Genomic DNA, 16,938 nt, shown 5'->3' with positions numbered 1-16,938 from the left:
TCAAACGTAGCGAGGACGACCCGCGATCATGCCCAGAACGGTCAAGGCGGCGAGCAGCACCAGCTGCAGCACCAGCGAGGTGGTCCACGCGCCGGTGGCGTCCCGGAGCATGCCGAACGCGAACGGTCCGGTCGCCGCGATCAGATAGCCGAGGCTCTGCGCCATCGCCGACAGCCGCGCGGTGTCCGAAGTGGACTTCGTGCGCAGCGACATGACCAGCAGCGCCAGCGGGAACATGCCCATGCCGAACCCGATCAGCACCACCCACAGGCCGGGTGCGGCGGCGGGTGCCACCAGCATGCCGAGGATGCCCGCGAACGACAGCACGCCCAGCGCGAGCACCATCGGGCCCTGGCTCTTGAAGCGTGCGGCGATCGGCGGAACGAACAACGACACCGGGACGCTGAGCAGCATCGAGACGGCGAGCAGCATGCCGGCGGTGTTCCGGTCCACGCCCGAGTCGACGAGCATGGCGGGCAACCAGCCCATGACGGTGTAGGCGAACAGCGACTGCAGACCGAAGAACACCGTGATCACCCACGCCAGCGGGCTGCGCAGCAACGATCGCTTCTCGACCGGAGTGGCCGAGCGGACGACCGTCGACTCCTGACCGTGGCGTGCGGCGGCGAACCACACGATCACCGCGCCGGCTGACAAAAGCGCCCACACCCCGACGGCGAGGCGCCACGAACCGAAGAAGTCCTCCAGCCGTGGCGTGAGCGCGGCGGCGAGTGCGGCGCCGGCGGACAGAGTTCCCGTGTAGACGCCGGTGATCAGGCCGACCTTGTCCGGGAAGGACGCCTTCACCACCACCGGGATCAGCACGTTGGACACCGCGATGCCCGCACACGCGATGAAGGTGCCGCCCAGCACGACCCACGGACCGTCGATCACGCGCAGCACCAGGCCGAGCGTGAGCACCCCCAAGGACAGTCCGATCGCGCGGGCCATGCCGAGGCGGCGACCCAGCCAGGGGGCCGCGAACGCCGCGAAGCCGAAGCAGAGCGCCGGAACGGCCGTCAACGCGCTGGTCCAAGCGGCCGAAACCCCCAGGGCGGCGCGGACATCGCCGAGGACCGAGGCCAAACTGGTCACCGCAGGGCGGAGATTCGCGGCAGCGAGGGCGACCCCGATCGCGAGCAGCGTGGACCCGACCAGCGGAACGTGACGATTCTTGACGACCGTCACCCTGCGACCCGGATCGGTGGCAGTCTGTGCGGCACTAGTCGTCTGCTGAATCGTCACGCGCACCACTATCGCAGACATGGGATGTTCGGATGAAAGGATGACGCTGTGCCGTTGGCCACTACCCGACGTGCAGGCCTCGTCGACCAGGTGATCGAGCAGATGCGAAGCGCGATCACCAGCGGCGAATGGCCCGTCGGGCAGCGCATCCCGCCCGAGCCCGAGCTGGTCACCGCGCTCGGGGTGGGTCGGAACACGGTTCGTGAAGCCGTGCGCGCTCTCTCGCACGCCGGCCTGCTGGAGGTGCGGCAGGGCGACGGCACGTTCGTCCGCGCGACCAGCGAGATCTCCGGCGCGGTCCGCCGCATGTGCGGGACCGAGCTGAAGGAAGTCCTCCAGGTCCGCCGCACGCTGGAGATGGAAGGCGCACGCCTCGCCGCCAAGCACCGCACCGACGCCGAGCTGGCACGCCTCACCGAGCTGCTGCGCAAGCGCGACGCGGCGATGGAGGCCGAGCAGTGGAGCGAGGTGATCGAGCACGACACGGCGTTCCACGTGCTGCTCGTGCAGTGCTCGCACAACACGCTCCTAGCGGAGCTCTACCAGGGCTTGACCGAGGCCGTTAAGGCTTCGGTGGCGGCATCTGTCGACACCAGTCAGCCTGGTCAGGACCAGGTGTCGCACACCGGGCTGCTGCACGCGGTCCGGGACGGCGACCAGGAGAAGGCGGCGATCGAGGCGGGCGGGTTCTTCGAGGAGCTGATCGAGAAGTTCTGCTGAAAAATGCGGACCAAAGTAGTCCGCATCAGGTCATAGCGTGGGGGCCATGGAAACGACGCCGTTTCGCATCGAGATCCCGCAGGCCGAGGTCGACGACCTCCGTGCGCGCCTGGCTCGGACGCGGTGGCCCGAGGACGACCTGCCGGGCGTCGGCTGGTCCTACGGCATCCCCCTGACCTACCTGCGCCCGCTCGCCGCCTACTGGGCCGACGGGTTCGACTGGCGTGCGCAGGAGGAGCGGATCAACTCCTACCCGCAGTTCACGACCGAGATCAGCGACCAGCGGATCCACTTCGTCCACGTGCGGTCGAAGAAACCCGACGCGCTGCCGTTGCTGCTGATCCACGGCTGGCCGGGCTCGTTCGCCGAGTTCCTCCCCGTGATCGAGCCGCTGTCCGAGGACTTCCACCTGGTGATCCCGTCGATCCCCGGTTTCGGCTTCTCCGGGCCCGTGCGCAAGACCGGCTGGAACGTGCTGCGCATCGCCTGGGCGTTCGCGAAGCTCATGGAGGGCCTCGGCTACGACCGCTACGGCACGCAGGGCGGCGACTGGGGTTCGGGCATCGCGCAGGAGATCGGCCGGGTGTTCCCCGAGCACGTCGTCGGCGTGCACGTGAACATGCTGCAGACCTTCCGGCCGTCCGGGGTCAACGACCTGACGCCGGAGGAACTCAAGTCGCTGGAGTCGCTCGACCACTACCAGAAGGAGCTCTCCGGCTACATGCACGTCCAGCGCACCCGGCCGCGCACGCTCGGGTACGGGCTGACCGACTCAGCCGTCGGGCAGCTGGCGTGGATCGTGGAGAAGTTCCACGACTGGACGGACAACGAGGGCGTGCCAGAGGACGCGGTCGATCGCGACCAGATGCTGACCAACGTGTCCATCTACTGGTTCACCGGCACGGCGGGCTCGTCGGCGGCGCTCTACAAGGAGCAGGCGGCGTCGTGGGGCCAGCAGCAGCCGACGACGGTACCGACGGGCGTGGCGATCTTCCCGCACGACATCAGCGCGCCGGTGCGGTCGCTGGCGGAGAAGATGATTCCGACGCTCGTGCACTGGACGGAGTTCGACCGAGGCGGGCACTTCGCCGCGATGGAGGAGCCGGACCTGCTGGTCCAAGACATCAGGAAGTTCTTCGGATCGCTGTGACTTTCTTCCCACGCCGTCCGGGCCTCGACGTGACAGCGCAAAGCCCGCACCTCACCAACACAACGAGCAAGACGCCTCCCCGGTCGGAGGGTCGTGAACTCCACCGGAGGCCGCAGTGACCACAACGCTGTCGAACCGCACCCTCAACCGGACGCTGCTCGCCCGGCAACTCCTGCTGGAGCGGACGGACATGCCGATCGTGCAGGCCGTCGAGCACCTCGGCGGGCTGCACGCCCAGGCGCCGGTGCCGCCCTACCTCGCGCTGTGGACGCGGCTCAAGCCGTTCAAGTTCGACGCGCTGAGCAAGCTGATCGTGGACCGGTCGCTGGTGCGGATGACGTTGTGGCGCGGCACGTTGCACCTGATCTCGGCCTCCGACGTCTACCTGATGCGCACGGCGTTGCAGCCGGAGCTGAACAAGTGGGCGCGCAACGCGATGCCGCCCGCCGAACGGGTCGAGATCGACCTCGACAAGCTGGCGCGGATCACCCGCGAGTTCGTCGACACCGAGCCGCGGACGGTGGCGGAGATCGGCACGCACCTCGAGGAGCACTTTCCCGAGGGCAGGGCGCGGGAGCTGTCGACGCAGGCGCAGATGCTGGTGCCGATGATCCAGGTGCCGCCGCGCGGAATCTGGGGTGTGGGCGGCATTCCGCAGAACATCGCGATGGCCACGTGGCTCGGTCGCGACCTGCCGGAGGAGGCCGCGGTGGCGGAGCTGATCACGCGGTACCTGCGGGTGTTCGGGCCGGCGACGCTCGCGGACATGCAGGCCTGGTCGCGGTTGATCGGGTTGAAGGCGCACGCGGCCGACCTCGATCTCGTGGAGTACCGCAACGAGGCGGGCAAGGTGCTGCTGGACGTGCCGGACGGGCTGATCGTGGACGAGAGCACGCCCGCGCCCGCACGGCTGCTGCCGGCGTTCGACAGCGTCATGTTCGGGCACGCCGACAAGAGCCGGATCATGAGCGACGAGGCGCGGGCGCGGTGGGGTGCGGTGCGCAACGCCGTGTTCCCGCCGACGTTCCTCGTGGACGGGTTCGTGCGCGGCACCTGGAACGTGGTGGAGACCAAGGACACCGCCACGTTGCACATCGAGCCGTACTTCAAGACCTTCAAGAAGGACATCGCGGGTGTGGTGCGCGAGGCCAAGGCGGTGCTGAAGGTGATGGCGCCCAAGAAGACGCACGTGATCGCTGCCCCTTAGGGCGGAATTCTGTGCCCTCAAGGGTGTCTGGCGGGCGTGTTCCAGGTCGTGAGGCCAGTTCACGCTCGTCCCATGGTCGCCGCACGCCGATCAGCCGAAGCGAAGGTCACAGACGCTCTCGCGGACGGTAAACGGAGAGCGGGCCCTGTCGGCCTGCACGCTCTGCTCGCCTTGCAACGCGACGCGGGCAACGCGGCCGTGGGCGCGCTCATGGCGGCCAAGCAGAAGCAGCCGGACGAGGCGTCGATCGACGCTGCCCTGAAAGAGGTTCGCCGCGACGAACCGGACATCGACACCGTCGAGAAGGGGTTGAAGGCGGCGCAGTCGGCGGGTGTTCCGGTGACGTTGGAGGGGCCGAAACCGCCCGCGTCGGCGCTGGCCGTGACGACGACCGGGTTCGGGCCGAACGCCGTGCAGCCCAAGAAGCCCGTGCCGCCACCGAAACCGGTGCCCGCTCAGTCGAAGCTCGGCAAGGCGGGCGCGAAACCAGCGGCCAAGACCGGTGGTGCGGCCGCGAAACCCGTTGCGGCACCTGCGGTTCCTGCTGTCGCCGCGGCAGATCCGGCGTTCATGCAGGTAACGGCGAAGGTCAAGGGGTTCGCTGCAGCCAAGAAGGCGCACCCGCCCGCCTCCGCGAAGGCCAAGGAGGCGCAGGACGCGGCGGTCGCGCCCACCGACGACTTGGCCGGGCAGGCGAAGGCCTCGAAGGTCGACGCGATGGACGCGCAGCAGGCGGGGTCGTTCGACAAGCAGGCGTTCATCGCGGCCGTGAAGACCGCGATCGAGGCGAAGTCGCCGAAGACGTTGCAGGACGCCACCTCTCCGGAGGGCAAGGCCGACGGGGTCGCGTCCGAAGTGAAAGGCATGGTGTCCCAAGGCACTCAGGGACAGGCCAAGGATGTCGCGGCAGCCACCGACGCGCCGCCGGATCAATCAAAAGCCGTACCGAAGCCCGTTACGCCGATGGCACCCGAGAACCCCGGTGCCGCCCCGGCGATCCCGGCTGCCGGTGCCGCACCGAAGCCCGCCGCGCCGGCGCAGACCGACCTGTCCGCCGGCAAGCAGCAGGTCGCTCAGGAACAGGGTGACGTCACCGACGAGCAGCTGCGGCAGTCGAACGAACCGCAGTTCCAGCAAGCCCTGGACGCCAAGCAGACCGCCGCCGCCCACGCCAGCACCGCCCCCGGCGAGTTCCGCACGCAGGAACAGCAGGTGATCGGACAGACCAAGGCCGATGCCTCCGCCGAGACCGCCGCGGGTGTGGCGGGAATGCAGGGCGCGAAGGGTGCCGCACTGGCGAAACTGGTGGCGGACAAGGGGAAGACGAAGACCAAGGACGAGGCCAAGCGCGCCGAGGTGACGACGAAGGTCCAGAGCATCTTCACGGCCACCGAGGCCGAGGTGAAGAAGATCCTGGAAGGCATCGACCCGAAGGTGGACGCGGCGTTCACTCAAGGCGAGGCTCAGGCACGGCAGGCGTTCGAGGCGTTCGTGGCGGCGAAAGTCGGTGCCTACAAACAGGATCGCTACTCCGGCTGGCTCGGCGGGTTCCGCTGGGCCAAGGACAAGCTGCTCGGCATGCCGGACAAGGTCAACGAGTTCTACACCGCCGGCCGCGAGCTCTACCTGAAGCAGATGGACGGCGTGATCTCCCGCGTCGCCGACATCGTGGGCAACGACCTCTCCCTGGCCAAGCAGAAGATCGCGGCGGGCAAGGCCGAGATCGCCGCGTACGTGAAGACGTTGTCGCCAGACCTGCAGAAGGTCGGCGCCGAGGCGTCCGAGGAGATCAACTCCAGGTTCGAGCAGCTCGAAAGCGACGTCGCCGACAAGCAGAACTCCGTCGTGGACTCGTTGGCCAGCAAGTACGTCGAGGCACGCGCTGGGCTCGACGAGCGCATCGAAGCGTTGCAGGCGGAGAACAAGGGCCTCGTCGACGCCGCGATCGACGCCGTCAAGGGCGTGATCAACACGATCCGCGAGCTCGCCGCGATGCTGCGCGACGTGCTGTCCCGCGCGGCCGGAGTCGTCGGCGACATCATCAAGAAACCGGTCGAGTTCCTCGGCAACCTGATCGCGGGCGTGAAGGGCGGCATCCTCAAGTTCAAGGACGAGATCGTCGACCACCTGCGCAAGGGCCTGATGAGCTGGCTGTTCGGCGCCCTGGCCGAGGCGGGCATCGAACTCCCCGAGAAGTTCGACCTGAAGGGCATCATCAAGCTGCTGGCGTCGATCTTCGGCCTGACCTGGTCGAACATCCGCAACCGCCTGGTGAAGCAGATCGGCGAGAAGGCCATGGCCGCGGCCGAGAAGGGTGTCGAGATCTTCCAGGTCCTGACCTCGCAGGGCGTCGCCGGTCTGTGGCAGATGCTGCTGGAGAAGCTCGGCGACATCAAGAACATGATTCTCGAGCAGGTGAAGGACTTCGTGATCACGAAGATCATCACCGCCGGCATCACCTGGCTGATCGGGCTCCTGAACCCCGCCGCCGCCTTCATCAAGGCCTGCAAGCTGATCTACGACGTCGTGATGTTCTTCGTGAACAACGGCAGCCGCATCCTGAAGTTCGTCAACACCGTCATCGACTCGGTGGCCGACATCGTGCGCGGCAACGTGAGCGGCGTCGTCAACAAGATCAACGACGTGCTCGGCCAGATGGTCCCGATCATCATCGGCTTCCTCGCGAGCGCGATCGGGCTGGGCGGCATCGGCGCGAAGATCAAGTCGATCATCGAGACGCTGCAGAAGCCGGTGAACAAGGCCCTGGACTGGGTGATCAAGAAGGGCCTCACGCTGGCCGGCCCGATCATCAAGGGCATCAAGGGGATCAGCGGCAAGGTCAAGGCGAAGGTCGCCGCGGGCAAGGCGTGGGTGAAGGGCAAGGCGGAGGCCGTCAAGGACAGGCTGACCGGCGGCAAGAAGGAGCCCGCCGCGCCCGCGACCCCGGCGAACATCAACATCGAGAAGACCTTCGACATGGACGGCGCCGGGCACACCCTCTACGCGAAGAGCGAGGGCGGCAAGCTCGTCGTCCAGATGGCTTCGGCACGACGGGAGAACCTGAAGGACCTGCTCCAGTACGCGTGGAACGAGCTCGCCGACCGCGACAGGAGCAACCTGCCCAGGAAGGGGCTCAGGAAGAAGCTCGAGAAGGTGAGCCGTCAGCTCGTCCTGGCCGAGAACCTGGAGAAGTCGCCGAGCACCCATGGCGTCAAGATGACCGCCGCCATCGAGAAGGAGATCAACGAGCACATCGTCAACGCGGCCGGCCTGCTCGTGGACATCGGCCGCGAGTACAAGATGAAGAGCCTGAAGAGCCTCGCGCACGGTTCGGAGTGGGTCACGGCCGAACAGGAGCTCAAGAGCAACTATCGCGGCAAGAAGTTCCGCCCTGAGGTGTACGGCAGCTGGAACAAGGACAACGACACCCGCGGCAAGAACCGCAGGGCCGCCTTCGACTCGCTCCGCCTGCTCGTCCCGGCCGCCTCCCCCCTGGCGAGCGACAAGAAGGCCTACTTCTGCCCGCACTGCAAGCAGGTTCGCCTGAACAAGAAGGGCGGCGCGCCGCTCACGTTCGACCACGAGCCGTCGGTGATCACGCACTGGCAGACCAAGGGCGGCAACAACATGAGCTACGACGAGCGCAACGCCTGGTACAACGACGCGTCCGCCGCGAAGCTCGACCCGATGTGCGGCCCGTGCAACTCGGGCAAGGGCGGCGAGAACGAGGAGCCGAACGACTTCAAGGTCGGCCCCAACTTCCGCGGTCGCGGCGAGGGCAAGGCCTCCTAGACCGCGACCTGCTTGATCACGTCCAAAGCCGCGGTGATCGCCGGACGGCGTGACGCCTGCGTGCGCCACACCGCGTACAGCCGCCGCGTCGGGTTCGGCCGCAACGGCACGACCCGCACACCCGCCGGCATCTCTCCCCTGCCCAGCCGCGGAATCAGCGCGACGCCGATTCCCTTCTCCAGCAACGCGAACTGCGTGTGGTACTCGTTGATGCGGTAGGCCAGCTTCGGCTCGACACCGGCCGCGCGGAACGTCCGTACCAGCCAGTCGAAGCAGATCGAGCCTTCCTGCTGGCACATCCACCGCTGCCCCGCGAGGTCGGCGGGTTCCAGGAACTCCTTCTGCGACAAGGGGTTGGACGCGGGGATGAGCACCTCCGCCACGTCCTCGACGAGGAAGGCCCTGGACAGCGAGTCCGGAATCGGCAGCGGGGTGTTCTGCCAGTCGTGCACGATCGCCATGTCCAGCTCGCCGCGCGCCACGGCCTCGATGGCCAGGGGCGGGTCGATCTCCTTGATCCGGACGTCCAGCGCGGGGTGCTGGTCCGCGAGCGCGACCAGCACGTCCGGGAGGAGGCCTCGGGCGGCGGTGGCGAACGAGCCGATGCACAGGCGGCCGATCGCGGCACCGCGCTGTTCCTCCAGGGCGACCTCGGCCTCCTCGACGAGCTTCAGCACCTGGCCGGCGGTCTCGGCCAGCAGGTGCGCCGCGTCGGTGAGGCGAACGCCTCGGCCTCGGCGTTCCAGCAGCGTGGTGCGGGTTTCGCGTTCGAGCTTGGCGATCTGCTGCGAGACCGCGGACGGCGTGTAGCCGAGCACCTCGGCCGCGGCGCCGACGGTGCCGTGGACGGCGACGGCGTGCAGGGCCTTCAGTCTTCCCAGATCGAGCATGTAGCGATGCTAAACCCATCACCTAACAAAGCGGAACTGGTGCTAAATAGTTAGCGCCTGCAAGCTTAAGGGCATGAACCCCCGTCACCTCCTGCTCGCCGTGCTGGTCGCCGCCATCTGGGGCTTCAACTTCGTCGTGCTCAAGGTCGGCCTGGACGAGTTCCCGCCGATCCTGTTCTCGGCGCTGCGGTTCCTCGCCGCGACGGTGCCGGCGATCTTCTTCGTCGGGCGGCCGCGGGTGGCGTGGCGCTGGATCATCGCGGTCGGGCTGGTGCTCGGCGTCGCGAAGTTCAGCTTCCTGTTCATCGGGCTCAAGGCGGGCATGCCGGCAGGGCTGTCCAGCCTCGTCCTGCAGAGTCAGGTGATCTTCACGACCGTGTTCGCCGCCGTGGTGCTGCGCGAACGGCCGCGGCCAGTGCAGATCACCGGCATCGCGCTCGCGGTGGCGGGCATCGGGATCATCGCGTGGGACTACGGGCTGAGTTCGCCGCTGCTCGGGTTCATGCTGCTGGTCGCGGCGGCGGCGTGCTGGGGCGTGTCGAACGTGCTGATGCGGTACGCGCGGCCCGCGGACACGTTGCGGTTCATGGTGTGGGTGAGCGCTGTCGCCGTGCTGCCGTTGTTCGCGCTGTCGTTCCTGACCGAGGACGTGTCGGCGCTCGGCAGGCTCGACTGGGCGGGCGTGGGCGCGATCGGGTACGTCGCGTGGATCTCGACGCTGCTCGGGTTCGGGATCTGGGGGCTCCTGCTGCGCAAGTACGAGTCTTCGGTGGTGGCGCCGTTCTCGTTGCTGGTGCCGGTGTTCGGGATGCTGTCGGCGTGGGCGTTCCTCGGCGAGGGTCTGAACGGCGTGCAGGTGGCGGCGGGCGGGCTGGTGCTGGCCGGGCTCGCTATCCCGCAGCTGGTGGGGCGCCGGGCGGCACGAACGGAAGGCCGGCCGGAGCTCCTCGTTCCAGCAGGTCGATAACGGCCTTGGTGTCGAGGTTCTCCGCGACCAGGTCGCCCAGCAGGTTCAGCTGAGCCTCGCGGGCGGCCTGGAAGCTCACCTCGCCCGGCACGAAGTCCCGTCCGGCGCGTTCGGCGGCCCACAGCAGGAACTTGCGGCGGAACCCGTCGTTCTCCAGCAACCCGTGCCAGTGCGTGCCCAGAACCCGGTCCGTCTCGGCGCCCTCCTCGTCGATGAGCGGGTTCTCGTTGCTGCGCACCACTTGGCCGTGGTGGATCTCGTAGCCGGTGACCGGTTCGTCCCACGCGACGGCGCTGGGGTTGGCGAGGGTTTTCTGTTGCTGGAAGCGGATGTCGACGTCGAGCAGGCCGAGTCCGTCGGTCACGCCGTCCTTGGACTCCACGTCGTCCTCGATGCGCTTCGCCAGCATCTGGAAGCCGCCGCAGATCCCCAGGATCGGACCGTCGAACCGCCGAATCGCTTCCGCCAGACCGGTTTCGCGCAGCCACGCGAGGTCCGAGACAGTGGCCTTGGAACCGGGCAGCACGACCAGATCCGCGTCCGCCAGCCGTGACGGCTCGGTCACGAACCGCACGGAAACGCCTGGCTCGCAAGCCAAAGCCTCGACGTCGGTGGCGTTGGAGATTCTGGGCAACCGGATCACGGCGACCCGCAGCCAGTCCCTGACCGGAGGCCGCGGCCGTCCGATCACGCCGTCCGCGTTGTAGGACAACGAGTCCTCGGCGTCGAGCCACAGCTCCTCGCGCCACGGCAGCACGCCGAGCACCGGCCGTCCGGTCAGCGCCTTGAGCTGGTGCAGGCCCGGTTCGAGCAGGCGTGCGTCCCCGCGGAACTTGTTGATGACGAAGCCCGAGACGAGTGCCTGATCGGCCGCGTCGAGCACCGCGACCGTGCCGAAGAGGTGCGCGAACACACCCCCGCGGTCGATGTCGCCGATGACCAGAACGGGAAGCTGGGCCCGCGTCGCCAGGCCCATGTTCGCGATGTCGTTGGCGCGCAGGTTGATCTCGGCGGGCGACCCGGCACCCTCGCAGATCACCACTTCGTGCGAGGCGCGCAACCCGTCCAAAGTGGACAAAACCGTGTCGAGCAGCTGCTGCTTGCGCTCGCGGTAGCTGAGCGCCGACACCTCGCCGACCGCCTTGCCGAGCACCACGACCTGTGACGTGCGGTCACTGCCCGGCTTCAGCAGCACGGGGTTGAACCGCACGCTGGGCTCCTTGAACGCCGCCCGCGCCTGCAACGCCTGCGCCCGCCCGATCTCGCCGCCGTCGAGTGTGACGAACGAGTTGTTCGACATGTTCTGCGCCTTGAAAGGCACGACGTCGACGCCCTGGCGTGCCAGAAAGCGGCACAAACCCGCGACCAGAACGCTCTTGCCCGCGTCCGAGGTCGTCCCACAGATCAACATCGCGCCCCGCATGGACGCCAATGCTGCCATCATCACCCCCATGGTCACCGTCGTCCTCATGCACAGCCCTTTCCTCGGCCCGTCGAGCATGCGCCCGCTCGCCGACGAACTGGCCTCCGACGGGGTGGCCGTGCTGCTGGTCGACCTGCAGATGACCGTCAACGAGGCCCCCGTCCACCAGCGGCTGATCGGCGCTTTCGCGGACGCCCTGGAGGACTCGGGCGTCGCCGGACCACTCGTGCTGGTGGGTCACAGCGGCGCCGGCCCGTTGCTGCCGAGCTTCGCGGACGCGCTGGAACTCGACGTGGCCGGTCTGGTGTTCCTCGACTCCGACCTGCCGACGCCCGGCAAGGCGTGGCGCGAGACGGTCGACCCCGCGCTGGTGCGGCAGGTCAAGGCGTCGGTGCGGGACGGCAGGCTGCCGCGCTGGGACCGGTGGTTCGACGAGGACCCGTTGCGGCTCGTGCCGGCGGACCTGCGCGAGGAGATGCGCGACGAGGCGCCCGAGGTGCCGTGGGAGTTCCTGAAGGAGCAGCGCCCGGTCGTCGAGTGGTCCGGGGCGTGCGGGTACGTGCTGCTGTCCGCGGCCTACGACGACGCAGCCGACAAGGCGGAAGCGCTGGGCTGGCCCGTCGAGCGCGTCGAGTCGCACCACCTGGCGGCCGCGACGTCGCCTTCGACGGTCGCGGCCGCGCTGCGGTCCGTCATCAGCAGTCTGTGACCTGGCGCAGGAGGATTTCCTTCAGTTCCGCCAGGGTCTGGATCCGGTGGGCGGCTCCGGAGAAGTCCTGTCCTTTCGTGAACTCGTTGTGGACGACGGCACAGTCGATGCCGGCCGCCACCGCCGAGCGCAACCCCCGTGCCGAGTCCTCGACGACCAGGGTTTCCTCCCTGCTCGCCCCCAGCCGAGCCAGGCCGGTCAGGTACGGCTCCGGGTGCGGCTTGGCGAGCGTGTAGTCCTCCCGCGCGAGAACGAACTCCATGAACCGGGTGATCTGGCGCTGCTCGTGGATGATGTCGAAATCCACCCGCTTCGCGGTGGTCACGATGGCCATGCGGACGAACTTCGACAGTTCGGCCAGGGTCTCCACGACGCCCTCGATCTCGATCGACTCGGTTCGCAGGTACTCCTGGTAGTACGCGTCCCGGACCGCGCGCTGCCTGCGGATGGTCTGCTCGTCGACCCCTGCCGCCTTCGCCTGGGCCCAGGTCCCCAGTCCCTGGCCCATGTCGCTGAGGTACCGATCCTCGTCCAGGGTCACACCGATCTCGGCGAGAGCGCGTGCTCCCGCCTGGAAGTACCAGAACTCGGTGTCGACCAGAACGCCGTCGTGATCGAACAGGACGCAGCGCTTCACCGGTGATCAGCAGACCGTGAGGATCTCCGAGCCCGTCTCGGTGACGACGAGCGTGTGCTCGAACTGAGCGGTCCAGCTCTTGTCCTTCGTGGTGACGGTCCAGTTGTCGTCCCACATGTCGTGCTCGAAGTCGCCGAGCGTGATCATCGGCTCGATCGTGAACGTCATGCCCGGTTCGAGCACGGTCTTCACCGACGGCTCGTCGTAGTGCAGGACGACCAGGCCGCTGTGGAACGAGCGGCCGATGCCGTGGCCGGTGAAGTCGCGCACCACGCCGTAGCCGAAGCGCTTGGCGTACGCCTCGATGACGCGGCCGATGACGTTGATCTCACGGCCGGGCTTGACGGCCTTGATCGCGCGCATGGTCGCCTCGTGCGTGCGCTCGACCAGCAGCCGGTTCTCCTCGGAGACGTTGCCCGCGAGGAAAGTCGCGTTCGTGTCGCCGTGCACGCCGCCGATGAACGCCGTCACGTCGATGTTCACGATGTCGCCGTCCTCGACGACCGTGGAGTCCGGGATGCCGTGGCAGATGACCTCGTTGAGCGAGGTGCAGCACGACTTCGGGAAGCCGCGGTAGCCCAGCGTCGACGGGTACGCGCCGTTGTCGCACAGGAACTCGTGCGCCACCGCGTCGATCTCGTCCGTGGTCACGCCGGGAACGACGACCTTGCCCGCCTCCTGCAGCGCCTGGGCGGCGAGACGCCCGGCGATCCGCATGGCCTCGATGATCTCCGGCGTCTGCACCCACGGGTCGGTGCCGCGCTGGGGCGCGGGCTTGTCCACGTACTCGGGACGCGTGATGCGCGAGGGCACCTGACGCCGTGGAGACTGGACACCGGGTTGCAGCGGAGCACGAACAGCCATGCGCCCCACATTACTTGGCGGCGACGGAACCGCCTCGGACCTGGTCCTTGCCCCGCATCCACGGCGGAACGTCCTGCTCCAGCGACTCACGGGGCGCGGGGAGCAGCACGCCCGCGCGGAGCAGGCGCTCCCGCAAGGTGAGCAGGTCAGGTCTGGTCATCACGGCACCGCCTTCAGGAACCTCGCCGCCACGTCCACGGCTGGAGTTGAAGTTTCTCCACTCAGGACCAGCGTCGCGAACGCGAGATCGCCTCGATAGCCCATGAACCACCCGTGTGAGTGCACGCCGTCGCCGAACTGTGCGGTACCAGTCTTGCCCCTCACGTCTCCGTACGGCTTGAGTTGCGGTGCAGTGCCGTAGTCGACGACCTCGCGCATCATCTGCCGCACGGGGTCGAGCGCGGCCGCGGGCGGCCCTGCGGGCTGTTTGTCCGCTTTGGTCTCCTTGCCGCGCACCAGTTGCGGGGTCGGCATCGAGCCCTTCGCGATGGACGCGCTGACGAGCGCCATGCCGAACGGCGACGCCAGCACCTTGCCCTGCCCGAACGCGTCCTCGGCCCGTTCCACGACGTCGGTCGCGGGCGGCACAGACCCGGTGATCGTGGTCAGGCCCGGGATGTCGAAGTCGACGCCGAGGCCGAGCGACTGGGCGGTGTTCGTCAGCAGGTCGGCCGGCATGTCGACGGCGAGCTGCGCGAACGTCGTGTTGCAGGAGAACGCGAAGGCGCTGCGCAGCGGGATCGTGCCCTTGTCGAACTCGTTGGAGTTCGGCACGATCCGGCGCCCGTCGATCGTGGTCTTGCCGGGACACGGCAGCGGCGTCTCGGCGGTGACCTTGCCGGACTGGATCGCGGCGAGCGCGGTCACGGCCTTCTGCGTCGAGCCCGGCGGGAAGCGGCCGGTCAGCGAGATCGCGCCCTGGGCGTCGGCGGGGTCGTTCTGCGCGACGGCGAGGATGTCGCCCGTCGACGGCTGGATCGCGACCAGCACCGTGGGCTGCTGCACGGGCTCGATGGCGTCCTCGGCGGCGGCCTGGATGGCCCTGGACAGCGCGATGTTCACGGCCTTGGCGGGCTCGGGGGCCTTCGAGGTCAGCTCCTCGACCTCGGCACCCTGCGCGTCGATCGTGGCGATCCGGAAGCCCGCGTTGCCCGCGATGTCGTTCTCGACGAGCTTGCGCACGGCCGGCAGCACCTGCGACCCGAAGTTGCGGCTGGGTGCGAGCAACGACGTCTGCGTGCTGAACCGGACGCCCGGCAGGTCGTAGATCTTGGCCTTCACCGACTGGTAGTCGGGGTCGCGCAGCGCCGCCACCTGGTACGCCTGGCCCTCCGGGGTCTTGCCGGCGCCTTCGGTGATCGACTGCTGGGTGATCGCCTTGTCGAGCGGGTTCAGCGCGTCGGCCAGGGACTTGGCGACCGCGTTGACGTCACCCGCCTCCTTGGCGACGAGCAGCACCGACACGACTCGTTCCGGGGCCAGCAGCGGGGTGCCCTCGCGGTCCAGCACCGGCGCCGGGTCCGGCTTGAGCTCGGTGAGCAGGATGGACTGCTGCGGCGCGAGCTTCGGGTGCGGCACCGAGGTCTGCCAGTGGACCTTCCAGTTCTCGCCCTCCTGGCGGACGTCGAACTTCGTCGGGTACGTCCAGTGGCGGTTCTTGTCGAGGTCCCAGTCGAGGGTGACGCTCGCCTCGGACGCCGTCTCGCCGTTCTTGCGCAGCTGGTCGACCTTGCTGGTCAGAGCCTTGGGCTTGAGCGCCGCCCGGAACTTCTCCAGCGTCTCCTTGGCCTCGTTCGGGTTGTCCGTCAGGTTGGCGGCTCCCTGGACGTCACCGGAGGCGAGCTTCGCCAGGAAGTCGTTGGTGATCTCCGGAGCCCCCGGTTCGGACTTGAACAGGCCGCAGCCGCTCAGGCTCACCGTCAGGACCGCTGTCAGGACCGCTGGCGTGATCTTCGCGAGGCGCACCTCGGCGAGTATGCCCCGTCAGAAGAGGACAGTCGCGTATTGACCGACTTGTTCGAAGCCGATCTTGCGGTAGGCGGCTTGGGCGACGTGGTTGTAGCCGTTGACGTAGAGGCTGGCCGTGCGGTTGAGGACTCTGGTCAGGCGGTCCGCCACTGCTGCGGTGCCGGCTTGGCCGATGCCTTCGCCTCTCCGGTCCGGGCGGACCCAGACGCCTTGGATCTGGCCCACCCGGCTGGACATGGCGCCGATCTCGGCCTTGAAGACGACCTCGCCGTGTTCGAACCTCGCGAACGCCCTGCCTGCGGCGATCAGTTCGCTGACTCTGGCTCGGTAGCCTGCGCCGCCGTCTTCCGCGCAGGGGTCGATGCCCACCTCTTCGATGAACATCGAGATGGCTGCGGGGAGGTATCTCGGCAGTTCGCTGGGGCGGACCTGTCTCACCAACGGGTCTGGGGTGATCTTGGGGGCTTGGGAGATCGCCATGAGGGGCTGGTCTCCTCTTACCTCCCTGGCCGGGCCCCAGTCCGGTTGGAGTTCATCCCACAGAGTTAAGACCTGTTCTGCCGGGCCTACGAGGCTGGAGCACATCCTGCCTCGTCTGCGGGCTCGGTCGGCGAACATGCGCATGGCGTTGGCTGAGCCCTTCAGAGGGATCAGGTTGGGGCCGGAGAAGCAGATTCCGTCCACTTTGCCTCGGATTGGCCTTGTGTCCGAGCCCCACATTTCGCCGCCCAGGCGCCACGGGTCCAGGCCGGCTGCTTCCACCCTCGCTGCGACCATGCACGCGGCTACGGGGTCGTTGTCGAAGACCCCGCGTACGTCGATCAGGTCGCGTTCGTCCAGCACGCGCGCTCCGGCCAGCCTCAGCACGTTCACCAGATTGCCAGATAAGACGTCCGTATGGCATCAGCCAACAGTGCCTACTGGGCGTGACCGTGCGCACCTGGGGTTCTGGGGGGCGCGCCGGTTGCCGTTGTTGTCTCCCTGTTGCGTCGGCGGGTGCCTGTTTCGTGTCCGTAGGTGGTCTTGTTGCGTGCGACTGTCGCCTTGCGAGTCGCGACCTTGCGGGTGGTCGCCTTGCGTAGGGCGCGTTCCTGTTGCGTGCTTCCCTCTTGGAGCTCTGCCCCAAACCCCGCCAATCTGATCAGGGGGCCAGCGCTGCGGGTGGGTTGATGGCACGCCTGTTGCTTACAGCGGCTGCCTGTTCCGTAGGTGGTGCGGTCCGGCGGGCCCCGTCACGAGTCGTGCCGGAGCGAGCCACACCAGAGGGGTTGGGTCAAGTCGACGAAAAGCGTGTCGACTTGACCCAACCCCTCGGCTGCGGCCAACGATCAGGCACGACTCGTGACGGGGCCCGCCGGAGCGCACG

At 68.0% G+C, this 16,938-nt stretch carries 14 protein-coding genes; 6 read left to right on the top strand and 8 right to left on the bottom strand.

Annotated elements, in window-relative coordinates; translation table 11 throughout:
- Entirely contained in the window at window positions 1-1,245 is a 1,245-nt protein-coding gene (locus AB0M24_RS43395) for an MFS transporter (RefSeq protein ID WP_363780231.1), read from the bottom strand.
- Window positions 1,246-1,293: 48 nt separating this feature from the next.
- Between AB0M24_RS43395 and AB0M24_RS43390 the strand changes: the two genes are divergently transcribed.
- From AB0M24_RS43390 to AB0M24_RS43375, 4 genes are all read left to right on the top strand, one after another.
- Window positions 1,294-1,965: a FadR/GntR family transcriptional regulator gene (locus AB0M24_RS43390; RefSeq protein ID WP_363780229.1), complete on the top strand. Its 672-nt coding sequence runs from the start codon at window positions 1,294-1,296 to the stop codon at window positions 1,963-1,965.
- A gap of 46 nt (window positions 1,966-2,011) precedes the next feature.
- Window positions 2,012-3,115: an epoxide hydrolase family protein gene (locus AB0M24_RS43385; protein ID WP_363780227.1), complete on the top strand. Its 1,104-nt coding sequence runs from the start codon at window positions 2,012-2,014 to the stop codon at window positions 3,113-3,115.
- Window positions 3,116-3,230: 115 nt separating this feature from the next.
- The gene (locus tag AB0M24_RS43380; protein ID WP_363780225.1) at window positions 3,231-4,322 is read left to right on the top strand and encodes a winged helix DNA-binding domain-containing protein; all 1,092 of its coding nucleotides are present in this window, start codon (window positions 3,231-3,233) and stop codon (window positions 4,320-4,322) included.
- 72 nt (window positions 4,323-4,394) lie between these two features.
- Window positions 4,395-8,114 carry a hypothetical protein gene (locus AB0M24_RS43375; protein ID WP_363780223.1) on the top strand — a complete coding sequence of 1,240 codons (3,720 nt, stop codon included), beginning with the start codon at window positions 4,395-4,397 and terminating at the stop codon, window positions 8,112-8,114.
- Here AB0M24_RS43375 and AB0M24_RS43370 read toward each other — a convergent pair.
- Window positions 8,111-9,004 (bottom strand): LysR family transcriptional regulator, encoded by an 894-nt coding sequence (locus AB0M24_RS43370; RefSeq protein WP_363780221.1) that lies wholly within the window; start codon window positions 9,002-9,004, stop codon window positions 8,111-8,113. The genes AB0M24_RS43375 and AB0M24_RS43370 overlap by 4 nt on opposite strands.
- Before the next feature lie 73 nt (window positions 9,005-9,077).
- Between AB0M24_RS43370 and AB0M24_RS43365 the strand changes: the two genes are divergently transcribed.
- The gene (locus AB0M24_RS43365; protein ID WP_363780219.1) at window positions 9,078-9,971 is read left to right on the top strand and encodes an EamA family transporter; all 894 of its coding nucleotides are present in this window, start codon (window positions 9,078-9,080) and stop codon (window positions 9,969-9,971) included.
- Here AB0M24_RS43365 and AB0M24_RS43360 read toward each other — a convergent pair.
- Complete coding sequence (locus AB0M24_RS43360; RefSeq protein ID WP_363780315.1) at window positions 9,895-11,394, bottom strand: cobyric acid synthase; 1,500 nt, start codon at window positions 11,392-11,394, stop codon at window positions 9,895-9,897. The two genes, AB0M24_RS43365 and AB0M24_RS43360, sit on opposite strands and share 77 nt — an antisense overlap.
- 28 nt (window positions 11,395-11,422) lie before the next feature.
- On the opposite strand from AB0M24_RS43360, the gene AB0M24_RS43355 reads away from it, so the two are divergent.
- A complete protein-coding gene (locus AB0M24_RS43355) occupies window positions 11,423-12,103 on the top strand; it encodes a hypothetical protein (RefSeq protein ID WP_363780217.1) in 681 nt (226 codons plus the stop codon).
- Here the strand turns inward: AB0M24_RS43355 and AB0M24_RS43350 are convergent.
- Genes AB0M24_RS43350 through AB0M24_RS43330 form a run of 5 tightly spaced genes read right to left on the bottom strand, consistent with a single transcriptional unit; the run spans window position 12,090 to window position 16,439 of the window.
- Window positions 12,090-12,740 (bottom strand): HAD-IA family hydrolase, encoded by a 651-nt coding sequence (locus tag AB0M24_RS43350; protein ID WP_363780215.1) that lies wholly within the window; start codon window positions 12,738-12,740, stop codon window positions 12,090-12,092. The genes AB0M24_RS43355 and AB0M24_RS43350 overlap by 14 nt on opposite strands.
- 6 nt (window positions 12,741-12,746) lie before the next feature.
- A complete protein-coding gene (gene map / locus AB0M24_RS43345; protein WP_363780213.1) occupies window positions 12,747-13,604 on the bottom strand; it encodes a type I methionyl aminopeptidase in 858 nt (285 codons plus the stop codon).
- A 10-nt stretch (window positions 13,605-13,614) separates the two neighbouring features.
- On the bottom strand, window positions 13,615-13,764 hold the full coding sequence (locus AB0M24_RS43340; protein ID WP_363780211.1) for a hypothetical protein: 150 nt from the start codon (window positions 13,762-13,764) through the stop codon (window positions 13,615-13,617).
- Window positions 13,764-15,569, bottom strand: coding sequence for a penicillin-binding transpeptidase domain-containing protein (locus tag AB0M24_RS43335; protein WP_363780209.1), 1,806 nt, complete (start codon window positions 15,567-15,569; stop codon window positions 13,764-13,766). Before AB0M24_RS43335 ends, AB0M24_RS43340 begins: the two co-directional genes overlap by 1 nt.
- A gap of 18 nt (window positions 15,570-15,587) precedes the next feature.
- Window positions 15,588-16,439 (bottom strand): GNAT family N-acetyltransferase, encoded by an 852-nt coding sequence (locus tag AB0M24_RS43330; protein WP_363780207.1) that lies wholly within the window; start codon window positions 16,437-16,439, stop codon window positions 15,588-15,590.
- Between the last annotated feature and the right edge of the window lie 499 nt (window positions 16,440-16,938).

It is taken from the genome of Lentzea sp. NPDC051838, from assembly GCF_040681245.1.
Classification (GTDB): Bacteria; Actinomycetota; Actinomycetes; order Mycobacteriales; family Pseudonocardiaceae; genus Lentzea.
Note: the sequence above shows the minus strand (reverse complement) of the source record. Positions and strands in the feature narration are given on the sequence as shown.